The sequence below is a fragment of the Streptomyces sp. SID3343 genome (genome assembly GCF_009865215.1).
Classification (GTDB): Bacteria; Actinomycetota; Actinomycetes; order Streptomycetales; family Streptomycetaceae; genus Embleya.
Map to the genome: position 1 here is coordinate 1 of NZ_WWJX01000605.1, position 18,451 is coordinate 18,451.

The following is an 18,451-nucleotide window of genomic DNA, read 5'->3' on the forward strand; positions in this document are numbered from 1 at the left end:
ACACACACACACACACACACACACACACACAGGACACGCACAGCCGTGTGTGCGTCACCCGGCCGCACGGCGGTCGTTGTGCGGGGCGTGGACCGGCCCCTCCCCGTGGCCGGAGCCCGCACGCCCGGCGACCCGTCCCCCGAGGTCGCCGGGCGTTCCCCTTCCCGGGTCAGACCCAGCGGGCGATCTGGTCGCCGTACACCGGCACGGCGGCCGCCGCGTGCCCGGCGCGCTTGCCGCCGGTGTCGCGTCGGCGGACGTAGACCAGGGTGGTGGCGAGTTCGGCGTGGTCGGCGTACGACCTGATGTCGTCGATGTCCACCTTCTCGTCGTGCATGTGCGTGAGCCGGCTCGCGCGCAGGACGTGCGGGGTCAGGTCGCGGTCGGGCAGGACGCCGGCGTGCCGGCCGAGGCGGGTGAGCATGCGGTCGACGTCGAAGCGGTCGAGCCGGGCCCCGCTCGCGTCCAGCAGCAGCGGCCCCTCGGTGCGGCCGTCCAGGACGACGTCGAACAGCGCGCGGATCTCCGCCGGGAGCGGGAAGTCGCTCGTCTTGTCGCCCTTGCGCCGCAGGGTCAGGGTCCGGCCGTCACCACGCCGCTTGAGGGCGTCGACGTCGGCCTCGCACATCTCGCTCACCCGCCCGGCCAGCGTGTACACCAGCGTGACGACCAACGCCTCGCGCGCGTCGGCGCACTTCTCCAGGACGCGCTGCAGCTCGGGTTTCTCCAGGATGGGGGTGTCCGAGGAGGTGTCGCCGCGGTCGACCTTGATGCGGTTGTCGCGGGTGACCGGGTTGACCAGCGGACGCTGGGAGCGGTCCGCCTCGAACCGCGCGAGCGAGGACATGGTGGACAGCCGCCGGTTGATGGACCTGGGCTTGGCGCCGCGTCGTTCCTCCGCCAGGCGCCACACGGTCAAGTCGTCCGCGCTCAGGCAGCCGATCGAAAACCGCTCGTGCCCGAGTTCGGCCGCGTACTCGGCCCAGAAGCGGAGGTCGTCGGCGTAGGCCCGCTTGGTGTTCGTCGACGGGACGTGCGTGCTGGAGAGCCACGCCACCAGGACGTCGAAGGTGGGCCGCTCGCAGATCTCGGCGAGGATCGCCAACCGCTCGCGCCGCTCCCGCAGCTTGCGCGTGACCGGGTCGCGCGGCGCCACCGTGCCGAGCTGCTCGCGGATGCGGGCGAAGGCGTCCTCCGCGCGGCTGGGCGCGAGGGCGATCTCGGCGGACGGTCGGTGTTCGAGCTGCTGTTCGGCCCCAGGTTCCATGATCAAAGGCTAGCTCATAATCCATCTTATGAGCGGGTGGCGCCCTGGTCCGGGGCGATCGGGTCCGCCGGGGCGGTGACGGCGAGAATGCCGTCGTCGTTCACACGACACGTGATGTCGTCGATCCGACGGCACCCGAGCCAAGGGAGTGAAACGTGGCGAGCACCGAACCGGAGCGACCGCGCGAGGAGACCGACCGGCGGTACGCCTGGTACCACCTGTCCGCCGTCGACGAGTACGAGCGCGACGGCGACGACCACCCGTTGTGGCGGATCGCCGACGTCGCCGGCCGGCTCGACGAGCTCACCGCGGCCGCCTACCTCGGGCAGACCCGGCAGGCGAGCGAGACGGACCTGCTCGCCGCGCTGCTCGTGGTCAAGCAGCTCCAGGCCGACCTGGTCGACGCCGAGGGCTACCTGTTGGAGGCGACCCGCCGCAAGAAGGGGTGCCGGTAAGAACGCTGTCACCAGCCGCAAACGGTGGTGATCTTGCGAGGGCGTCACCCGTGTGGGTGAGTCCGAGGCGGTACGGCTGCGGTGGGTGAGGCTCCACGAGGACGATCGGCGATTGTGGCCCGTACTCCGTTAGACCTGGATGAACTCGTCGAGCACTGGACGCTGCTGAAGGACGAGCAGGGGCTCGTGTCCGGCAAGCGTGGTGCGACGCGGCTGGGCTTCGCCGTGCTGCTGAAGTTCTATACGCAGTACGGCCGGTTTCCCCGTAACCGGGCAGAGCTGCCCGGTGAGGCCGTGGAGTTCGTCGCCCGGCAGGTGCAGGTTCCCGCCTCGGGGCTGGAGTCCTACGACTGGACGGGCCGCACGGTCGAGTACCACCGCGGGCAGATCCGGGAGCACCTCGGCTTCCGTGAGTGCAGCGTCGCGGACGCGGAGAAGCTGACGGAGTATCTGGCCGAGCACGTCGCGCACAAGGAACGCAGGCCCGAGCAGGTCCGGGTGGAACTGCTGGCCCGCTGCCGGGAGGAGAGCATCGAGCCGCCCACGCCGGGCCGGTGCGACCGCATCGTGGGGGCCGCTCTGCGGGCGGCCGAGGAGTCGCTGACGGCCCTGATCTCCTTGCGGCTGACCGCGGAGAGTATCGAGCGGATCATGGCGCTGGTGGCGGGTGGCACCGACGATCAGGACGACGCCGGACCCACGGGCGGCGGAACGGAGGGCGAGGATGCGCCGCCGGTGCTGGGGAAGGTCAAGGAAGCGCCGGGCAACGTGAGCCTGGAGACGATGCTCACCGAGATCGACAAGCTCCTGGTGGTGCGGGCGATCGGCCTGCCACGGGATCTGTTCATCGACGTTGCGCCGAAGGTGGTGGCCGGCTGGCGGGCGCGGGCCGCGGTGGAGTCGCCGTCCCACCTGCGGACGCATCCGGTGGCGCTGCGGGTGACGTTGCTGGCCGCGCTGCTGCACGAGCGGGAGCGGGAGATCACCGACACGCTGGTGGAGCTGCTGATCTCCACAGTGCACCGGATCGGGGCGCGCGCGGAGAAGAAGGTCACCGAGCAGCTGATCAACGCGTTCAAGAAGGTGTCGGGCAAGGAGAACATCCTCTTCAAGCTCGCCGAGGCGTCGCTCGGCGCCCCGGAGGGGACGGTCCGCCAGGTCGTCTTCCCTGCGGTGTCCGGGGGCGAGGCGACACTGCGGGAGCTGGTGCACGAGTTCAAGACCCGCGGGCCGGTCTACCGGCGCACGGTGCAGACCACGCTGAAGGCGTCCTACACCAACCACTACCGGCGCGGGCTGATCAAGCTGCTGGACGTGCTGGAGTTCCGCTCCTCCAACCATGCCCACCGGCCCGTGATCGAGGCCCTGGCGCTGGTGGCGCGCTACGCGAGCGCCGGGAACACGACGTACTACCCGCTGGGCGAGACGGTCCCGGTCCACAAGGCGATGGGCGGGGACTGGGCGGAGGTCGTGCACCGCACCGACAAGCACGGCCGGCGCCGGGTGGTGCGCATTGTCTACGAGGTCGTCGCCTTCCAGGCCCTGCGCGACCAGCTCAAGTGCAAGGAGATCTGGGTGGTCGGCGCCGACAAGTGGCGCAACCCGGACGAGGACCTGCCGCAGGACTTCGAGGCCCGGCGGGCGGAGAACTACCGGGAGCTGCGCAAGCCGCTGGACGCCGCGGTGTTCGTCGACGAACTGCGCGAGCAGATGACGGCCGAGCTGACCCTGCTCAACGACCAGATGCCGAAGCTGTCCTGGCTGGACATCGCCGAGAGGAAGTCCGGCGCGATCCGGCTCACGCCGGCCGAGGCCCAGCCCGAGCCGCGCAACCTGCGCAGGATCAAGGGCGAGGTTGCCCGGCGGTGGGGCATCGTGCCGCTCGTCGACATGCTGAAGGAAGCGGTGCTGCGGACCGGCTGCCTGGACGCGGTCACCTCGGTCTCCGGCGGCGGCAGTCTTTCGCCGGAGGTGCTGGCGGAGCGCCTGTTGCTGGTCATCTACGCGTACGGCACGAACACCGGGATCAAAGCCGTGGCGTCCGGCGGTCACGGGCACACCGAGGACGAGCTGCGGTACGTGCGGCGCCGGTACTTGTCGGCGGAGTCGGCCCGCGCCATCGCCGTCCAGATCGCGAACGCCACCTTCGCCGCCCGCAGCACCGAGCTGTGGGGCCAGGGCTCGACCGCGGTCGCCTCCGACTCCACCCACGTGCGCGCCTACGACCAGAACCTGTTCACCGAGTGGCACTCGCGCTACGGCGGCCGCGGGGTGCTCATCTACTGGCACGTGGAGAAGAAGTCCCTGGCCATCCACTCCCAGCTGATCAACTGCACCGCCTCCGAGGTCGCCGCGATGATCGAGGGCGCGATGCGGCACGGCACCACGATGGACGTCGAGGCCAACTACACAGACAGCCATGGCCAGTCGGAAATCGGTTTCGGCGTCACGAGGCTGCTGAACTTCGACCTGCTGCCCAGGATCAAGCGGATCAACAAGGTGAAGCTGTACCGGCCGGTGGCCGGGGAGCCGGACGCCTACCCGCGGCTGAGCCCGGCGCTGACCCGCCCGATCCGCTGGGAACTCATCGCCCAGCAGTACGACCAGATGATCAAGTACGCCACCGCGATCCGGACCCGTACCGCGTCCACCGAGGCGATCCTGCGCCGCTTCACCCGCAACGCCTCCCACCCCACCTACGCGGCGATGCTGGAGGTCGGCCGCGCCCAGAAGACCATCTTCGTGGCCCGGTACCTGCGACTGCGGGACCTCCAGCGGGAGATCGAAGAGGGCCTGAACGTGATGGAGTCCTCCAACGGCGCGAACTCCGTGATCGCCTACGGCAAAGGCGGGGAGATCGCCTCCAACCGGCGCGACGAACAGGAAATGTTCGTGCTGTGCCTGCGCATCCTGCAATCCGCCCTGGTCTACGTGAACACCCTCATGCTCCAGGACATCCTCGGTGAACCGCAGTGGGCCGACCTCCTCACGCCCGCGGACCGGCGCGGCCTGACCCCGCTTTTCTGGTCCCATGTCCGGCCCTACGGTGAGGTGAACCTCGACATGGGCGCCCGTCTCAACCTCGCTGCGGTCTCCGTGCCGGGCCCCCGGGGCCCGGCCGACCATGCCGCGCGATCCACCGTGGAGAACGGATGAACCTGCGCCGTACGGCACTGCGCGCGGGTCACTCCGGCATCTCGCAACCCCAAGGCGGCTGCCCCGGTCTGTGCCGAAGCCACCGTTCTGACCTGCCCCGCCTGGTGGTGGTACCTGCCGGAAGAAGACCGCGGCGCTCACCGCTCCGGTGGCGACACGGCAGGTCGTACCCATGCCGGCCACCCGTCGTTGAGCAGAGCGTGCTTCGCGTAACCATTCCGAAAACCGACGCGAGGGGGTGCCGTGATCACGGCACCCCCTCGCGTCGGCTGAGGTTCCGCTGCTTGCCCACCGGAGCTGAGGCCCACCGTCCGGACCTGCCCAACGAATCCACACAGGAGAAGATCGCCATGGCACTCGACGCCGCCGTCACCAACCTCGCTATCCACACGACCGATGAGGCGATCATGATGCACTTTGCGCAGTTCCACCCGACCAAGGTGGTCGTGCCCCTGCACTCGCAGACGCAGCAGCGCAGGGAGTTCGGGTTCGTTACCTTCGCTTCGGAACAGGACTGCTCGGCTGCGATCGCGGCCCTGGACGGAACCGACCTCAACAGCCGCACCATCGGCGTAAGGGAGAGGGTCGCACGCCAGGCGAAGTAGAACTCGCCTAACAGGCAGTCGCCAAGACCCTCCATCGAGCGCCAGTCGACGCCCGGCCGGCCGCCGGGCGTCGGCACGCCCATCCGCCCCCACCTGCAAGAGGGTGGGGGCGGGCCTGGACTGACTCTCACCGAAGTTGGGGCATGGCCCAGGTACGCCAGGAACCCGCCACGGGATGATCTTGGGGGCTGCAGGAGGGGTCGTGCCCGGCTCCGGGCCGTCGGGTCAGACGCCGAGTTTCTCGTGGATGGCGTGGCGCCGATCCAGGAAGTGGCACATCGACTTGTCGAACTGGCTGCGATGTTTGGCGGTGTCCTTGGTCAGCAGCCCGGTGAAGCAGTAGTGGTTGGATGCCATGACGTCGGGCCGGATGGCGGGCCCGGAGATGAACCCGGGCAGGTTGTCCCGCAGGTCGTCCCACACCAGGTTCGCGTCCTGGCTGCCCCGCTGCGCCATGTCGCTCAGCGTCATCGGAATCGGGGAGGTCACCTGGACCAGGCCCTCGATCGGATAGACGTCGACGCGGGACTTCCACGGGCCCAGGGTGAGGCCCACCGCACCGATGTCCACGATCTTGTCGGCCTGGTCCGCCCAGCCATTGGCCTTGAGGTACTCGGTCAACAGCGCCTGGAACTTCTCATCGAGGAACATCGACACCTCCGCGGTGCGTTTGTCACGGGGCTCGGCCCGGCGGCCGCCACGGGGGTGAGCGGGCTGCCGGGCACGACGGAACCGATACGGGGGGCGTCGATCCACCCCGCACAACGAGCCGACGCACAACCGGTGACGCACCGAATGTGCGCCTCCCGGGTACTCACGCACAAACAGACGCACACGAGCGTGTGTGCAGCCGGTGGGCCCGGTCGAAGGTGCCTGGCCCCGCCCGGATGGCTCAGGTGAGGGTGCCGGTTGCTTCGGCGGTTTGCCAGCCGCCGTCTTTTTCAGGGTCGGCGGATCCACCGGCGAACATGGCGGCGAAGGTGCTGCTGGAGGGGCCGGGGAGCGTGGCGCAGGCAGCGGCGCCCTGGCTGTCGGTGTACGTCTCGCAGAGCTGGCGGCCCTTGTTGTCGGTGAAGGTGATGCGGGCCGCGGTCACGGGCTCGCCGTCAAGCGTCATGGTGGCCGTCAGGGCCGTCGCCGCGCCCGTGTCCTGCGCGCGGAGGGTGCCTGCAGTCAGCGTGGGTGTGACGCGGGTGAGGTAGCGGTAGTCGCAACGGGACTTCGTGGGGTCGGGCCCGCTGCCGGCGACGTAGAACAGGAGCCGACCGTCAGTGTCCTGGGCGCAGGACATGGCGTACGCGTACTTCTTGGCGACGCACGCGATGTACCCGCTGCTGTCGTTGGGGTCGGGGTAGTTCCCGTCCTCGTGGCCGGAACAGTCGAAGTGGGACGCCGTCACAGGACCCCCCGCAGCCGGAGCACCGCCGGTCCTGCCGGTGGCGGCCCCCACGGGGGAGGTACCGGCCTGCGCCGGAGCGGTGACGCTAACGAAGGCGGTCAGACCGAGGACCGCGCCCGCAATCAGTTTCTTCATGATGTGATCAACGCCGTTCACGGCAAACCGTCACGTACGTCCGATCCAACTTCGCTGGCAAACGATCCATATTGGCCCTCGGGGAGGATCGGAACGGTCAGTAGCGACAACTGGCCGATCTTGATTCCAGTTCGACGACCCGCCCTGTTCGCACTGTTCAGCGGTCCTACGTTCCCTGGCCTCGCGGAACAACCTCGCTTACGCGTACGACACGGCGGGGCCCGATGCGGACCGGGCGCTCGGTACGGAGCGCCCGCACGACCGCGAGGTCAGGCCGCGTCCTTCTCGCACAGAGCGAAGGCGACCACCGACCTCACGTGCATCTTTGCAACCCAGGCCCCGGGCCGTGCTGGGGACGGACCGTTGGCGTCGACAGAGTCCGCGGGAGAACCACCCTTGGTGTAGGCAGGATCCGGTGCGTAGTAGCCGCCGCCGATCAGGTGGGAGCCTTCCGGGCACTGCGCGTAGGAGACCCCGCCGTTTTCTGACTGCTCACCTTGCACGGTGAACGTGGAGCTGTCTGCCGCCGCCGGAACAGTCGCGACCGACAGAATGCCTCCGGCCGCCATGCCCAGCACCAGCAGAGAACGGCTCCATGCCGCCATCGAACGCTTGCCACCCATATCGCGAATCTCCGTATCGGAAAGAACCCACATGCTGGAAGTGTGCGGGACTGCACAGAAAACGATCTTTAAGCGGGAGAGTCACGGTGCTCTCGAAATCACCCTCCCTCGCCACCGTGCCAGGTAGTCAGGGCATGCGCCCGCGTTCATCTATCGACCGTTTACCGAACACCCGCCCCCGGCACCGCCGAACTCCCGAACTTCCACCCCAGTCGTTCATTTTCCCGTTCATCAACTGCTAGCGTTCAGATAGCTACCCGAAGGCGTTTGATGAACAGAGAGGGTGCCCCGTGGCGCTCATCGGCCTGGTCCGCGTCAGCACTGACAAGCAGAAGACCCGGCGCCAGCACGACGCCCTCGGCCCGATCTGCCTCAAGGTCTTCGAGGAGAGGATCAGCGGCAAGCTCGCCGTCGACGACCGGCCGGGCCTGACTGCCGCCCTCGACCACCTCCGCGACGGTGACATGCTCACCGTCCAGGAAGTCGACCGCCTCGGCCGCAACCTCCTGGAAGGGCTGATCGTCCTCAACGACCTCTTCCAGCGCGGCATCGCGGTCAAGGTGCTGGACGGCATCGCCGCCGGCGAGCACACCGAACGCTCGCTCATCCTCGACCTGGCCCTCGCCCTTGCCGAAGACCGGCGCCGCGACATCGTGAAGAAGACGAAGAACGGCCTCGACTCCGCCCGAGCGCGCGGCCGTGTCGGCGGCCGACGTCCCGTCGTCGACGACGACAAGCGCCGCGTGATCCTCGCCCGCCGCGCCGAAGGTCAGTCAATCCGCGAGATCGCCGTCGCAGTCAAGGTGTCCGTCGGCGTTGTACACAAGACCCTCAACCCAGCAGCGACCCCCGTCGACAGTTGATACCCAGGAGCAGATCGCTAAATTGCGGCTGGTGTCCGAGCTAGGACAACGGGGCCGAGTCCGAGGGCATCAGGACTTCAAGGTCATCTGGGTGCCCCTTTGGTCCGTATCTCGGTCACACCCCCGACACCCCTCGTTTGCGGCTGGTGACAGCGTTCTTACCGGCACCCCAAGAAGGTCACCTGGCAACGCATCGCGCAGGCCCTGGGGCTGAAGTCCAGGCAGGCGGCCGAGCGTCGCTTCGTCTCGTTGTGCGGCGACGCCTCCGGGCACGCCCGCACCCAGCTCGACCGCGTCCACGCCGAACGCGACGCACGCGCCGAGGCCCGTGCGGAACGCGAGTTCACCGACGCCAACGTCGACCGCATCCGCGACCTGGCGGTGCGCCTCGCCGCCGTGCCCGACCTCCAGGCCCGTGCCGACCGGGCCGAACGCGTCCTGCAGGAACGCGACAACCGGCGGATCTTCCCCCGCCCGGCGTTCGAGCCGGCCCGGTGGCCGGGCGAGCTGCGGACCGCGCTGCGCGTCGGCAGCTCGGGCAGGGCGCTGCTGTGGATCGTCCGCAACGCCACCCTGCCCGCCTACAACGACGGACTCGAACACGACCAACCCGACCTGGTCGCCGACATCGCCGCCGTCCTGCGCGAGGAGAGCACCGCCCGGCACGCGGTGGCCACCCGCCGCTTCGAGGCCCGCTACGGCCCCGACGACGAGGACCGGGAGGACGACGACACGTAGGGCCCGCCGGTCGAAGTGCGCGCGGATCCGGCCACGAACCGCCGAACCGTCGTCACGGATTGGAGCGATCCGGTATCGATCGAGAGACCAACCGGGATCTGCGAAGGAGATCGTCCGTGGCATACACGAAGAAGGAACTGGCGGACATGGCCGACCTGTTCGCCGACAACGCGGCGGTCGCGATCGAGGACGGCCTGGTGGGCACCCCCGAGGCGGAGGCCGTCGTCAACGCGCTGCTGTCGATCTCGTATCGACTCGCGGCCCTGCCGGACACGTCCCGCGAACTGGACCTGATCGACGGACGCCTGATGGGGATCGCCGAGAACATCAGCACGATCGCCTACAAGCCGTAGCCGCACGCCGATGCCCACGAACAAGGAGCGGACGATGGTCGATCAGCAGGACCGCGTGTACCACGGCATCCAGACCGGCCCCGAGAGCAGGCACCTGCCCGGGCCCAGGATCCTCGCCCACGTCCTGGTCGAGGAGGCCATGACCGGGCCGACGGAACGCGTCGGCGTCAAGGTGTTGCGCGAGCTGCGCGGAACGGAGACCTCGGGCTACGGCTGGGGCTACAACGGGACCGGGACCAGCAACGCGGCCGCCGCGATCCTCGCCGACGTCCTGGGGCTGGACGCCTACGCGATCCGCACGGCCGACTGGGAGTACGACCCGATCGCCCGGCTGCGCGAGGCGTTCTGCAGCGACTTCCTGTCCACGGCCTGCGACCAATGGCGCCTGCGCCACGGCGCGATCCTGCGCTGGGCCCGCGGCTGGTACCTGCAGCACGGTGTCACCGACCTGCCGCAGGCCCTCGTGAAGCTTCCCGAGGTGCCGGTGAGCTGACCGGCGGTTCAGGCCCCCGGACCCACGCGGGTCCGGGGGCCTTCGCGTCACCGCCGCGTCCACGAGCGCCGGGCCGATTAACGTCACACGACCCACTCGTGACGAACACCGCGAAGCATCAAGCTCATCTTGATGAATATGACTTTTCAAGGTGAGCTTGAGTTGACCATGGTTTCGGGTGCACGGTGACCCCATGACCGAACCTGATAGACCTCATCCCGCCGACATCGCCCGCCTCGATCGCACCTCGTACTCCCACAGCGCGATCCTGCGTCTGCTCCTGCAGGAAGCCGCCGCCCACGCTGCCGACCGCGCGATCGCCCTCGCGGAGGACCCCTTCGGCGAGGAACCCGGCGACCTGGTCGCCCGCGCGGTCCTCCTCGCCGACCGGGTCCGGGACGTCCTGGAGGCCGCGGTCGTCGTCGAACGCGAGGCGGGGACGAGCTGGCGCGTGATCGGCGCCGCGTTGCCCAACGCCCGCACCGGCGCGACGGGCGTGAGCGCCCAGGCCGCCGAAGGCACCTACGGCGAGTCGGTGCGGGAGTGGAGCGAGTTCCGCGCCGATGCCCTCGCCACCGGCACCTCGGACGCACCTCTCCTGAACCCCGGCGCCACCCTGACCCTGCTGCGCGCGTGGGCGGACCTACGCTGCGTCGACTTGTCCGAGCCCGGCCCCATCCACCCCAGCCACGAGATCGCCAACCTGCTCGCCCTGACCACGTCGGCCGTCGGAGCCGGCTGGACCGGAGAACGACTGGCCCTCGTCTACGACCGCCGCGCCGCCGCGTGGGACCGCCTCGCCGACCTGCTCGACCCCGACCACCGTGCCGGGGCCGTCGAGAGCGCCGCCGCCGACCGCGCCCGCGCCGCCGATCTGCGCGCACACGTAATCAGCCCCTGAAGAAACCCAGGTCGGAGGGGTTTCCGGATTTTCCGGACCGTCCCTACGCGCGCACGCGTACGCGAGGTGACACAAGCCCCGTACCCCACTACGAAGGGGGAACCATGACAACACCCACCATCACCGCGCCCGTGATCCTCGCGCCGACCGGCGACCCGACCCCGGTCGAGAAGGCCGTCGTGGACGGAGTCGCCACCGACGCGGCCCCGGAGACGCTGCTGTGGTTCGCGTTCCGCCGGCCCGACGGCGGCTCACGGGTCTGGTACGCGTGGACCGCAGGCGGCGACGTCCTGGGCGACCGCGTCGACCGGCTCGCGCTCGAAACCGGCCTGCACGGCGCCGACTGGCTGGTGATCACCGGCGACCACGCCGACGTCGCCGAACGCGGCCGGGTCCTGATCACCACGTACCCGCTGCGGCCGATCCTCGCCGACGTCCAGGCCGGACGCCGCGACCCCGGCGCCGCCGGAGCATCGCTCCGCCGCTTCCTGAACGAGTACACCCACCGCACCGGGCAACCGGCCGTGCCCGAGACCGCGCGCATGCCGCGCTGGCTCGGCGTCGGCCCCACCCTGCTCGCACCCGCCCGGTAACAACCCACCGACAACGAAACAGAGGAGTTCTCGTGTCCATCCACTTCGTCTCGTACGGCACCGGCCACGGACCCGCTCCGACCGCCACGATCACCTACGACGTGAGCGGCGGCGTGCTGCGCAACCCGCACCACGACCCCGCGATGCGCCACCTCACCGGCCTGGACGAGGTCGTGTACCGGCACGTGCTGGCCACGCCCGGGGCCGGGCGCCTGGCCGCGCACGCCGCCGCCACCGCGACCGCCCTGTGGGAGGACACCGGCGCGGACATCGTCGTCGGGGTCGCGTGCATCGGCGGCCGGCACCGCAGCGTCGGTATGGCCCGCCGGGCACACGAGCTGGTCACCGAGGCCGGGATCGCCGCGACGATCGAGCACCGCGACGTGCACCTGCCCGTGCTGCCCTCCGTCGCCCACGCCGACAGCACCGACCCCGCGACGGTCCGCGAGACCGAGGTCCGCCGCGCGGCGGACCTCGAACACATCCACACCTACTACGGCTTCGGCCGACTCGGGATCCGCGTCGCCGTCGGCGACCGAGTCCGGCACGCCGACTGGGAGGGAACGGTCGTGGACACCGCCGGCCAGTACCTGCGGGTGCGCTTCGACGGCGACACCGCCCCGAGCACCTGCCACGCCGTGGCGAACATGTCCTACCTCGCCGCGGACGGGTCGGGCCGCTGGATCTCCCCCGCCGCCGAACGCACCGATTCCTGACCCGCGCCCGGCGGAAACACCGAAACGTCCCCGCCCCGGCCCGCGCCGACGGCAGGGTGAACCTCATCCGATCGAGACAGGAACAGCGATGACCAGCAGCGAGTGGAACGACCACACGGTCGTGTGCGTCGACGCGGACTACGACCGCGACCGCGCCACCGACGAATCTCGGTACGACGCGTACCTCCGGCAGTACCTGACCGAACTGGACGGCGTCGACGACCCGGCCGAGTTCGGCGCGTGGGCGTGGCGGGTGGCGTCCGGGCCGATCATGTCGCCCGGCTACGTCCGGGTCCGCCCCGACATCGAGCAGATCCGGATCGAGGTCGACTACCAGGAGGGCGGCCCGATCGCGATCGCGGAGGTGCCGATCCACCACCACGCGCTCGCACGCCGGCCCCGCGCCCAGGACTGGACCATCGACCCCTACGGCCACCAGGCCGGGCCCTACCGGGCCGTCGAGGAACCGAGCCGGAAGTCCTTGGCCGTGCTGGTGACCGCGACCATCGTGGTCCCCGCCGGCACCTGGGGGCTGCCCGAGCCCGTGCTCACCGACGGCCCGGCCCTGTACGCCCGGGCCCGTGCCGCGATCGACGCTCTGGTCCAGGGCGTCAACGCCGATCTCGCGCCGCGGATCGCCGAACTGCACAGCCGATAGCGGTCGTACGCGTGGCCGGGCCCGCTGGTATCGGGCCCGACCACGCACCCCACAGCAAACCATCCGCCCGAACATCACCCTGGAGGGACATCCCGTGACAACCGCGATCGACCTGGAGACCACCGAACTTCTTGCGGCCCTGCGCGCCCAGGTCCGAGGCACGCTCAGCGGCGAAGCCGCGGTCGAGCTGCTCGCCGCCCACGAATCGTGGCTCCGGCGACAAGACTTCCGCCGGCTCGTCGACTACACCGACGTCACCGGCGGCCCGCCGCTGGCCTTCGTCCGCTGGGCCGACGTCGCCGCCGCCGACCTCACCGGCTCCTCCACCGAGAAACGGGTCCTCGCGATCGCCGGAAGCCTGGCTGCCGGGGCATCGATCGACCTTCGCGACGCTCTTCCCGGCCTGGGGGAGCACACCACCGGGCTCGTCCTGCGCGCCGTCGCCCACTCCACCGGCCACGGCGACCTCGTCGACATCGTCGTCCGCTACGGCAAGCGGTTCGACCCGGACACCGAGTCCGGCTGGACCGTCCAGGACCCCGAAGCGTTCTGACCCCCGTACCAACCGGCAAGCGGCCCACCGCGTACTTCGCGGTGGGCCGCCTCGTCGTTCCGGACGCCGCCTACAGGTCGACCGACCCCAGCCGAATGGACACGGCGCCATGTTGTCGAACCCCTTGACAAGGGTGTGCGCTTTCCACACAGTGGGGGTGTGCGGAAAACGCACACTACGGAAGGGGATCACAGCATGACCGTGTCTGTCACCCGCACCGGCGCCACCTCCGCCGCGATCGAGTGGACACCCGACGACGACTGGCAGGAAGACCTCGCGCGGGTCGTCGACACCGGCAACCTCGAACGGGCGCTCACCGCCCTGAGCCTGGCGGACCGGCACCTGGCCGCCGTCGACCAGTCCGACCGCGCGGCCATCCTCCGGTCCACCGCGTACCTCGCCACCGAGCTCACGCGTCGCGTGCGGCTCCTCGCGGTCCTCGCCCACGACGAAGGGATGAGCTGGGCCACGCTCGCCGGCAACCTCACCGGGGACGTCGGTGCCCGCAGCAGCGCACGCAGCACCTACGAAGCGGGCCTGCGCCAGATGGGCCGCAGCACGTCCTCGACCGACGGGAAGAAGTCGTGACCGAGTACACGCCCACAGACGTCACGCCACCCGAGCTGCGGCCGTCGGCGCTGGCCCGTCACGTGCCCGACTGGGCGGAGGCGGCGCCCACGCCGGCCGACGTGCACGACTGGGACCAGCGCCGAGCTGGCGCGCTCGTCCCGTTCGACCTCGACGGCCGGGGCTGGCCGCTGCACCCTCACGGCCGCACCGGCAAGTGCGGCCGGAATCTGGGGAAGTGGGGCGAGAACGCCGCCGCAGACCCGATCGTCGTCGCCGGCACCGGCGCCCAGCGCCGGGTGCTGCTGATCACTCGGGACGACATCCGAGTGGAGGCGATTCCCGGCGGCATGGTCGATCCGGGCGAGACCGCACCGGCAGCCTTGGTCCGCGAGTTGCGCGAGGAGACCGGCGTCGACCTCTCCGACCACCGTCCGATCATCCTGGGCCGGGACGTCGTGGACGACTGGCGCGCCTCGGATCACGCGTGGGTCGCGTCCACCAGCGCGCTCTACCTACTTCCCGCCACGGTGACCGCCGTCGCCGCCGACGACGCCCTCGACGCCAACTGGTGGCCGTTCGGCTCCCTTGGCCGGCTCGACGACGCGATCACCGCCGCCGGGCGCACCCTCTACGCCGCGCACCGCCCCCTGCTGCAGCGCGCCCTGGACCACCTTGCCGAATTCGGTGAAGCCCGGGACGCAAGCCCGGCCACCCGCTAGGAAGTCAACATCACGCATGCACGGGTCGGTCGGGCCCGCACCGCGCGAACCTGGCCCGCTTGTCCGCCACCGGCAACGTCAAGGCGGACGACGGGAACACCGACGGTCGACTCGCCGCGGTCGACCTCGAACTGACCGACGCCGCGATCGCGCTCCGACAGGTCCAGGAGGCGATCGGCCGCGCGCACAGCGCCCTGTCCTTGCTCGCCTGGACCGAACACGTCGACGACGACGAGTAGGCCCACCGCACACCTGCATCACCCGGGCAGACACATCCCACGGCAGGCCCACCGCGCACGCTCGCGGTGGGCCTGCCGCATGCCCGGCGCCCGTGTACCCGGCGAATCGTGCCGATACGACGCCGATCGCCAGCATCATGGGGACATGAGCATGCATCGCCCCCGGGGCACGTGCGGTGTGTGCGGCCGCCGGGTCGCTCTCACCGCGTCCCACGACGTGTGGCGTCACGACGGTCCCGGGCACGCCCGCCTGGCCGGCGCCCCGATCTCGTGCCGGGGTTCGTGGACCCCGGCGACCGAGACCCCCGACCACGCCGGCCCCAGGCAACTCGACCTCCTGACGCTCGTCGACTTCGCGCCCGCCGAGCCGCCCGAGGGCTACGTCGACGTCGCGCAGGACGACCGCGGCGAGCACGACCAGGCGCACGAGACGCTCGCGCTGTTCGCCGACGCGGGCCCTGCGGTCGGCGGTTCGGACAGTTAGACCACGGCCGACCTGCGGCGCCCGACCGTTATCGCCGGTCGATCCTGCGGTTCGGTCGCGCGCCGCCCCGGGTGCGCATGGTGGTCCCGACCTCGGCGAGCATGCGGGACACGCTGCCGTACGACCGTCCGGTGGAGGCCGCGACGGCGCGGATCGAGGCACCGGCCTCGTACATCGCGCGCATCGCCAACGCCATCTGTCGGCGGGCTTCGCCGGAGATCATGTTGCCCCGGCGCATCCTCTCCACGATCCGGTCACCTCCATTTACCCGGTGCCCGCACCGCCCCGTCCCCACGCGCGAGTTCGCCGCAGGGGCCACCAACGACCGTGCGCGGTGACAGCGTTTCGGCGAATGACATCGTTAGAGGTGCCCTGACCTGCGGTTTGACAACGTTATTCGCCTCTTGGCGCGACCGGTGCGCCTGTGCGCCGCCTTTCGCCACTGCCCCGCCCTCGAGGTGGAGAGCACACTGGGGAACGCACCGTCCGCCCCGCGACAAGGAGCACCGTGATGGCCGAGCAGCCCTACCTGCGCACCCGGATCGCTGGCCAGGTCGTCGACCTGCCCGGGACCTTGGGGGGTATTCGGGCGTCCCTTCCCGAGGATCAGCGCGCCGAGTTCGATCGCGCCGTCGACGAGGCGCCGCTGTTGGAGGTCCCGTTGGTCGCGGCCCGGTGGGGCCTGCCGCAGGAGGCGATCGACGAGGACGACGCGCTCGTCGAACAGCTTCGAGCCGGGGACTTCTCCGACTTCGCGGGCCTGGACGAGGAGAGCGCGAGTTCGGCGCGGTGAGCCGCTTCCGGGTGCAGTACTCCTCCGAGGCGCGGGCGAGCATCGCCGCGCTGCAGGCGACCGTCCGGGCGCGGTTCGACCGGGAGATCGACAGCGTGGCCAACGACCCGTACGGCAGCGGCTCGACCGCGATCCGCGAGCGCGACTACCGCCAGGCCGTGGTCGGCGGCTGCATCACGGTCTATTACGTGTCGGACGCGGTGAAGGTCGTCTCGGTCACCAGGGTCCAGGAGCCGCCGTAGCCGGTCGGCGTCCCGGCCCCCACCGTGACGTCACCCGGACGAGGCCCGCCGAGACGGTTCGCGGCGGGCCTTCGTCGTGTGCGCCGGGACCTCCGAGAGCGCCGCGCCGATTAACGTCACAACCCCGGTGTGAGGAACTGCGACTCGGCAGCCGTCGCCGATTCCCCCTTTCGGGCATGTCGGGCATGCCGCCCGGTGTCATGCGGCTACGGTTCCGGTGGTGGCCACGGGGCCGCCGAGGGACCGGAGAGGGGTGCGGCGGATGGCGACGCGGATCGCGATGGGCAACAACAAGGGCGGGGTGGGCAAGACCACGGTCACAGTCCGCACGGCCGAGGCACTGGCCGCCCTCGGCAAGCGGGTCCTGGTCGTGGACATGGACCCCCAGGGCAACAGCTCACGCCGATTGGGCGTCGTCGGCGACTTGGGCAAACGAACGATCTCCGAGGCGATCAAGGCGAACACGCTGGGCGCGGCGGCGAACTCGATCTGGCCCTGCGGTTGGGACGCCGAGTACGCAACGCGGATCGCCGTGTGCCCGTCCACGCTGGCCCTGGAGGACCGAATGAGCGAGGCGGGTGTCATCGGAGCACACCGGCGCCTGTCAATCGCTCTGGACGGAGCAGACGACGGCTTCGACTACACGCTGTTCGACTGCCCTCCCAGCTTGTTCCATCTGACGCAGTTGGCCCTCGCGGCGGCACAGTACGCCGTGGGCGTCACCGAACCCGAGTACTACTCGATCGAGGGCGCGTTGAGGTTCCGAGCGTTCGTGGAGGCGCAGGGCACGAACCTGTCCAACCCGGAACTGTCCATGCTCGGCGTGATCGCAGCCGGGTACGACGTCCGCAAGCCGGCTCACCTCGGCCAACTGGAGGCACTGCCCGAGACGTTCGGCGATCTGCTGTGGCAGCCGACCATCCCGGTGCGCACGGCGATCCAGGACGCGGACGAGTCGCAGGGGCCGCTGCTCGCGCAGAGGACGGACGGCGGCCGCGAGGCCCGTGCGCTGTTCGGCCAGCTCGCCGAGCGCCTGATCAAAGCCACCTCGTGAGCACCGCGAAAAAGCCCCGCGTGGTACGGAAACCCGAACTTCCCACCGTCACGGGCGGCACCATCCTGGTCGGCGACCAGATCGCAGAGGCGGCGTCGACCGCAGCCGCGCTCGTGCCCGGTGCGCGGCAGGCCCGCGTGGTCGACCCGGTCACGGTGACCGGCACGCCCGCCGAGCAACTGCGTGTCTACGAGGCTGCGATCGACGCGGCGGCCGAGACTCACCGCACCTCGATGGCGGCGGCGAAGGCCCGCGTCACCGTGGAGATCGGCATGGCGCTGGGCGAGATCCGCGGCCGCGACCTGTACAAGGTCACGCACGGCACGTTCGAGTCGTACGTCGAGCAGAGGTTCGGGATCAGCCGCCAGCGGGCCTATCAGATCCTCGAAGCGGCGCCCGTGATGTTCGCGCTGACAAAATTTTTTGACACGCCGATCCTCGAATCCCACGCCAAGATCCTGGCCCCGGTCGTCGACCACCACGGCGTCGAAGCGGCCAAGGCGCTGATCGCCACGGCCCAGGAGTCCGGCAAGGTCACCGGCGCGGCCCTGAAGGAGGCGCGCAAGGCAGCCGGGTTCTCCCCGGCCCCGGAGCAGGCCGCAGTCAAGGCCGCCCCCCGGGACTCTCGCGCGTCCGTGTTCGAGCGGCTGCAGGGGGCCCAGGAGCGACTTGCCCGGGTACGCGTCACGGTGACCCGCACAGCCGTCCACGAGGCCACGAGCACCCACGCCGGTCACGCCGCCCGACTCGTCCAGGACTTGACCGCCGACGTCGTCGCGATCGCGGACGTCCTCGGCCTCACCGTCACCCGGGACGGCAAACCGATCGAGTAGCGGACCGAT

25 protein-coding genes are annotated in these 18,451 nt (G+C 70.3%); 20 read left to right on the forward strand and 5 right to left on the reverse strand.

What is annotated here, in order from left to right; all coding sequences use genetic code 11:
• Window positions 1-169: 169 nt before the first annotated feature.
• Complete coding sequence (locus tag GT354_RS18300) at window positions 170-1,267, reverse strand: tyrosine-type recombinase/integrase (protein WP_161357368.1); 1,098 nt, start codon at window positions 1,265-1,267, stop codon at window positions 170-172.
• A 155-nt stretch (window positions 1,268-1,422) separates the two neighbouring features.
• Here GT354_RS18300 and GT354_RS18305 point away from each other — a divergent pair, with 155 nt between their 5' ends.
• The 3 genes from GT354_RS18305 (at window position 1,423) to GT354_RS18315 (ending at window position 5,483) form a co-directional block, all read left to right on the forward strand.
• On the forward strand, window positions 1,423-1,722 hold the full coding sequence (locus GT354_RS18305; RefSeq protein ID WP_161357369.1) for a hypothetical protein: 300 nt from the start codon (window positions 1,423-1,425) through the stop codon (window positions 1,720-1,722).
• A 114-nt stretch (window positions 1,723-1,836) separates the two neighbouring features.
• Window positions 1,837-4,878, forward strand: a complete 3,042-nt coding sequence (locus tag GT354_RS18310) for a Tn3 family transposase (protein ID WP_161357370.1) — start codon at window positions 1,837-1,839, stop codon at window positions 4,876-4,878.
• 350 nt (window positions 4,879-5,228) lie between these two features.
• Window positions 5,229-5,483, forward strand: a complete 255-nt coding sequence (locus GT354_RS18315) for an RNA-binding protein (protein ID WP_161357371.1) — start codon at window positions 5,229-5,231, stop codon at window positions 5,481-5,483.
• A 225-nt stretch (window positions 5,484-5,708) separates the two neighbouring features.
• Here the strand turns inward: GT354_RS18315 and GT354_RS18320 are convergent, their stop codons facing one another.
• From GT354_RS18320 to GT354_RS18330, 3 genes are all read right to left on the reverse strand, one after another.
• Window positions 5,709-6,134: a hypothetical protein gene (locus GT354_RS18320; protein WP_161357372.1), complete on the reverse strand. Its 426-nt coding sequence runs from the start codon at window positions 6,132-6,134 to the stop codon at window positions 5,709-5,711.
• 241 nt (window positions 6,135-6,375) lie between these two features.
• On the reverse strand, window positions 6,376-7,017 hold the full coding sequence (locus tag GT354_RS18325) for a chitin binding peritrophin-A domain-containing protein (RefSeq protein ID WP_161357373.1): 642 nt from the start codon (window positions 7,015-7,017) through the stop codon (window positions 6,376-6,378).
• A 269-nt stretch (window positions 7,018-7,286) separates the two neighbouring features.
• The gene (locus GT354_RS18330; protein ID WP_161357374.1) at window positions 7,287-7,673 is read right to left on the reverse strand and encodes a hypothetical protein; all 387 of its coding nucleotides are present in this window, start codon (window positions 7,671-7,673) and stop codon (window positions 7,287-7,289) included.
• 257 nt (window positions 7,674-7,930) lie between these two features.
• On the opposite strand from GT354_RS18330, the gene GT354_RS18335 reads away from it, so the two are divergent.
• The 13 genes from GT354_RS18335 (at window position 7,931) to GT354_RS18395 (ending at window position 15,520) form a co-directional block, all read left to right on the forward strand.
• Window positions 7,931-8,503, forward strand: a complete 573-nt coding sequence (locus GT354_RS18335; RefSeq protein WP_161357375.1) for a recombinase family protein — start codon at window positions 7,931-7,933, stop codon at window positions 8,501-8,503.
• 249 nt (window positions 8,504-8,752) lie between these two features.
• Window positions 8,753-9,241, forward strand: coding sequence for a hypothetical protein (locus GT354_RS18340; RefSeq protein ID WP_161357376.1), 489 nt, complete (start codon window positions 8,753-8,755; stop codon window positions 9,239-9,241).
• 116 nt (window positions 9,242-9,357) lie between these two features.
• Window positions 9,358-9,594: a hypothetical protein gene (locus GT354_RS18345; RefSeq protein ID WP_161357377.1), complete on the forward strand. Its 237-nt coding sequence runs from the start codon at window positions 9,358-9,360 to the stop codon at window positions 9,592-9,594.
• 34 nt (window positions 9,595-9,628) lie between these two features.
• Window positions 9,629-10,087 carry a DUF6166 domain-containing protein gene (locus tag GT354_RS18350; RefSeq protein WP_161357378.1) on the forward strand — a complete coding sequence of 153 codons (459 nt, stop codon included), beginning with the start codon at window positions 9,629-9,631 and terminating at the stop codon, window positions 10,085-10,087.
• 193 nt (window positions 10,088-10,280) lie between these two features.
• Window positions 10,281-10,988, forward strand: a complete 708-nt coding sequence (locus tag GT354_RS18355) for a hypothetical protein (RefSeq protein WP_161357379.1) — start codon at window positions 10,281-10,283, stop codon at window positions 10,986-10,988.
• Window positions 10,989-11,092: 104 nt separating this feature from the next.
• A complete protein-coding gene (locus tag GT354_RS18360) occupies window positions 11,093-11,581 on the forward strand; it encodes a hypothetical protein (RefSeq protein WP_161357380.1) in 489 nt (162 codons plus the stop codon).
• The gene (locus GT354_RS18365) at window positions 11,539-12,297 is read left to right on the forward strand and encodes an RNase adapter RapZ (protein ID WP_237535130.1); all 759 of its coding nucleotides are present in this window, start codon (window positions 11,539-11,541) and stop codon (window positions 12,295-12,297) included. The genes GT354_RS18360 and GT354_RS18365 overlap by 43 nt, the downstream gene beginning before the upstream one ends.
• 88 nt (window positions 12,298-12,385) lie before the next feature.
• Window positions 12,386-12,955, forward strand: a complete 570-nt coding sequence (locus tag GT354_RS18370; protein WP_161357382.1) for a hypothetical protein — start codon at window positions 12,386-12,388, stop codon at window positions 12,953-12,955.
• A gap of 94 nt (window positions 12,956-13,049) precedes the next feature.
• Window positions 13,050-13,508 carry a hypothetical protein gene (locus tag GT354_RS18375; protein WP_202512017.1) on the forward strand — a complete coding sequence of 153 codons (459 nt, stop codon included), beginning with the start codon at window positions 13,050-13,052 and terminating at the stop codon, window positions 13,506-13,508.
• Window positions 13,509-13,703: 195 nt separating this feature from the next.
• Window positions 13,704-14,096 carry a hypothetical protein gene (locus GT354_RS54160; RefSeq protein WP_161357383.1) on the forward strand — a complete coding sequence of 131 codons (393 nt, stop codon included), beginning with the start codon at window positions 13,704-13,706 and terminating at the stop codon, window positions 14,094-14,096.
• Window positions 14,093-14,797, forward strand: a complete 705-nt coding sequence (locus GT354_RS18385) for an NUDIX domain-containing protein (RefSeq protein WP_161357384.1) — start codon at window positions 14,093-14,095, stop codon at window positions 14,795-14,797. The genes GT354_RS54160 and GT354_RS18385 overlap by 4 nt, the downstream gene beginning before the upstream one ends.
• Window positions 14,798-14,856: 59 nt before the next feature.
• Window positions 14,857-15,036 carry a hypothetical protein gene (locus tag GT354_RS18390; protein WP_161357385.1) on the forward strand — a complete coding sequence of 60 codons (180 nt, stop codon included), beginning with the start codon at window positions 14,857-14,859 and terminating at the stop codon, window positions 15,034-15,036.
• A gap of 145 nt (window positions 15,037-15,181) precedes the next feature.
• A complete protein-coding gene (locus GT354_RS18395) occupies window positions 15,182-15,520 on the forward strand; it encodes a hypothetical protein (protein WP_161357386.1) in 339 nt (112 codons plus the stop codon).
• 28 nt (window positions 15,521-15,548) lie between these two features.
• Here the strand turns inward: GT354_RS18395 and GT354_RS18400 are convergent, their stop codons facing one another.
• Window positions 15,549-15,770, reverse strand: coding sequence for a helix-turn-helix domain-containing protein (locus GT354_RS18400; protein WP_346012073.1), 222 nt, complete (start codon window positions 15,768-15,770; stop codon window positions 15,549-15,551).
• Window positions 15,771-16,031: 261 nt separating this feature from the next.
• Here GT354_RS18400 and GT354_RS18405 point away from each other — a divergent pair, with 261 nt between their 5' ends.
• The 4 genes from GT354_RS18405 (at window position 16,032) to GT354_RS18420 (ending at window position 18,442) form a co-directional block, all read left to right on the forward strand.
• Window positions 16,032-16,313, forward strand: a complete 282-nt coding sequence (locus GT354_RS18405) for a hypothetical protein (RefSeq protein ID WP_161357387.1) — start codon at window positions 16,032-16,034, stop codon at window positions 16,311-16,313.
• On the forward strand, window positions 16,310-16,555 hold the full coding sequence (locus GT354_RS18410; protein WP_161357388.1) for a hypothetical protein: 246 nt from the start codon (window positions 16,310-16,312) through the stop codon (window positions 16,553-16,555). The genes GT354_RS18405 and GT354_RS18410 overlap by 4 nt, the downstream gene beginning before the upstream one ends.
• Window positions 16,556-16,817: 262 nt before the next feature.
• Window positions 16,818-17,609, forward strand: a complete 792-nt coding sequence (locus GT354_RS18415) for a ParA family protein (RefSeq protein WP_161357389.1) — start codon at window positions 16,818-16,820, stop codon at window positions 17,607-17,609.
• Complete coding sequence (locus tag GT354_RS18420; protein ID WP_161357390.1) at window positions 17,606-18,442, forward strand: hypothetical protein; 837 nt, start codon at window positions 17,606-17,608, stop codon at window positions 18,440-18,442. Before GT354_RS18415 ends, GT354_RS18420 begins: the two co-directional genes overlap by 4 nt.
• The last annotated feature ends 9 nt before the right edge of the window (window positions 18,443-18,451 follow it).

Excerpts from the sequence above, each read along its gene's own strand:
- GT354_RS18300 (WP_161357368.1), bottom strand. The coding sequence starts at position 1,267 with ATGGAACCTGGGGCCGAACAGCAGCTCGAACACCGACCGTCCGCCGAG.
- GT354_RS18315 (WP_161357371.1), top strand. The coding sequence starts at position 5,229 with ATGGCACTCGACGCCGCCGTCACCAACCTCGCTATCCACACGACCGAT.
- GT354_RS18320 (WP_161357372.1), bottom strand. The coding sequence starts at position 6,134 with ATGTTCCTCGATGAGAAGTTCCAGGCGCTGTTGACCGAGTACCTCAAG.
- GT354_RS18325 (WP_161357373.1), bottom strand. The coding sequence starts at position 7,017 with ATGAAGAAACTGATTGCGGGCGCGGTCCTCGGTCTGACCGCCTTCGTT.
- GT354_RS18330 (WP_161357374.1), bottom strand. The coding sequence starts at position 7,673 with ATGTGGGTTCTTTCCGATACGGAGATTCGCGATATGGGTGGCAAGCGT.
- GT354_RS18350 (WP_161357378.1), top strand. The coding sequence starts at position 9,629 with ATGGTCGATCAGCAGGACCGCGTGTACCACGGCATCCAGACCGGCCCC.
- GT354_RS18355 (WP_161357379.1), top strand. The coding sequence starts at position 10,281 with ATGACCGAACCTGATAGACCTCATCCCGCCGACATCGCCCGCCTCGAT.
- GT354_RS18360 (WP_161357380.1), top strand. The coding sequence starts at position 11,093 with ATGACAACACCCACCATCACCGCGCCCGTGATCCTCGCGCCGACCGGC.
- GT354_RS18370 (WP_161357382.1), top strand. The coding sequence starts at position 12,386 with ATGACCAGCAGCGAGTGGAACGACCACACGGTCGTGTGCGTCGACGCG.
- GT354_RS54160 (WP_161357383.1), top strand. The coding sequence starts at position 13,704 with ATGACCGTGTCTGTCACCCGCACCGGCGCCACCTCCGCCGCGATCGAG.
- GT354_RS18395 (WP_161357386.1), top strand. The coding sequence starts at position 15,182 with ATGAGCATGCATCGCCCCCGGGGCACGTGCGGTGTGTGCGGCCGCCGG.
- GT354_RS18405 (WP_161357387.1), top strand. The coding sequence starts at position 16,032 with ATGGCCGAGCAGCCCTACCTGCGCACCCGGATCGCTGGCCAGGTCGTC.
- GT354_RS18415 (WP_161357389.1), top strand. The coding sequence starts at position 16,818 with ATGGCGACGCGGATCGCGATGGGCAACAACAAGGGCGGGGTGGGCAAG.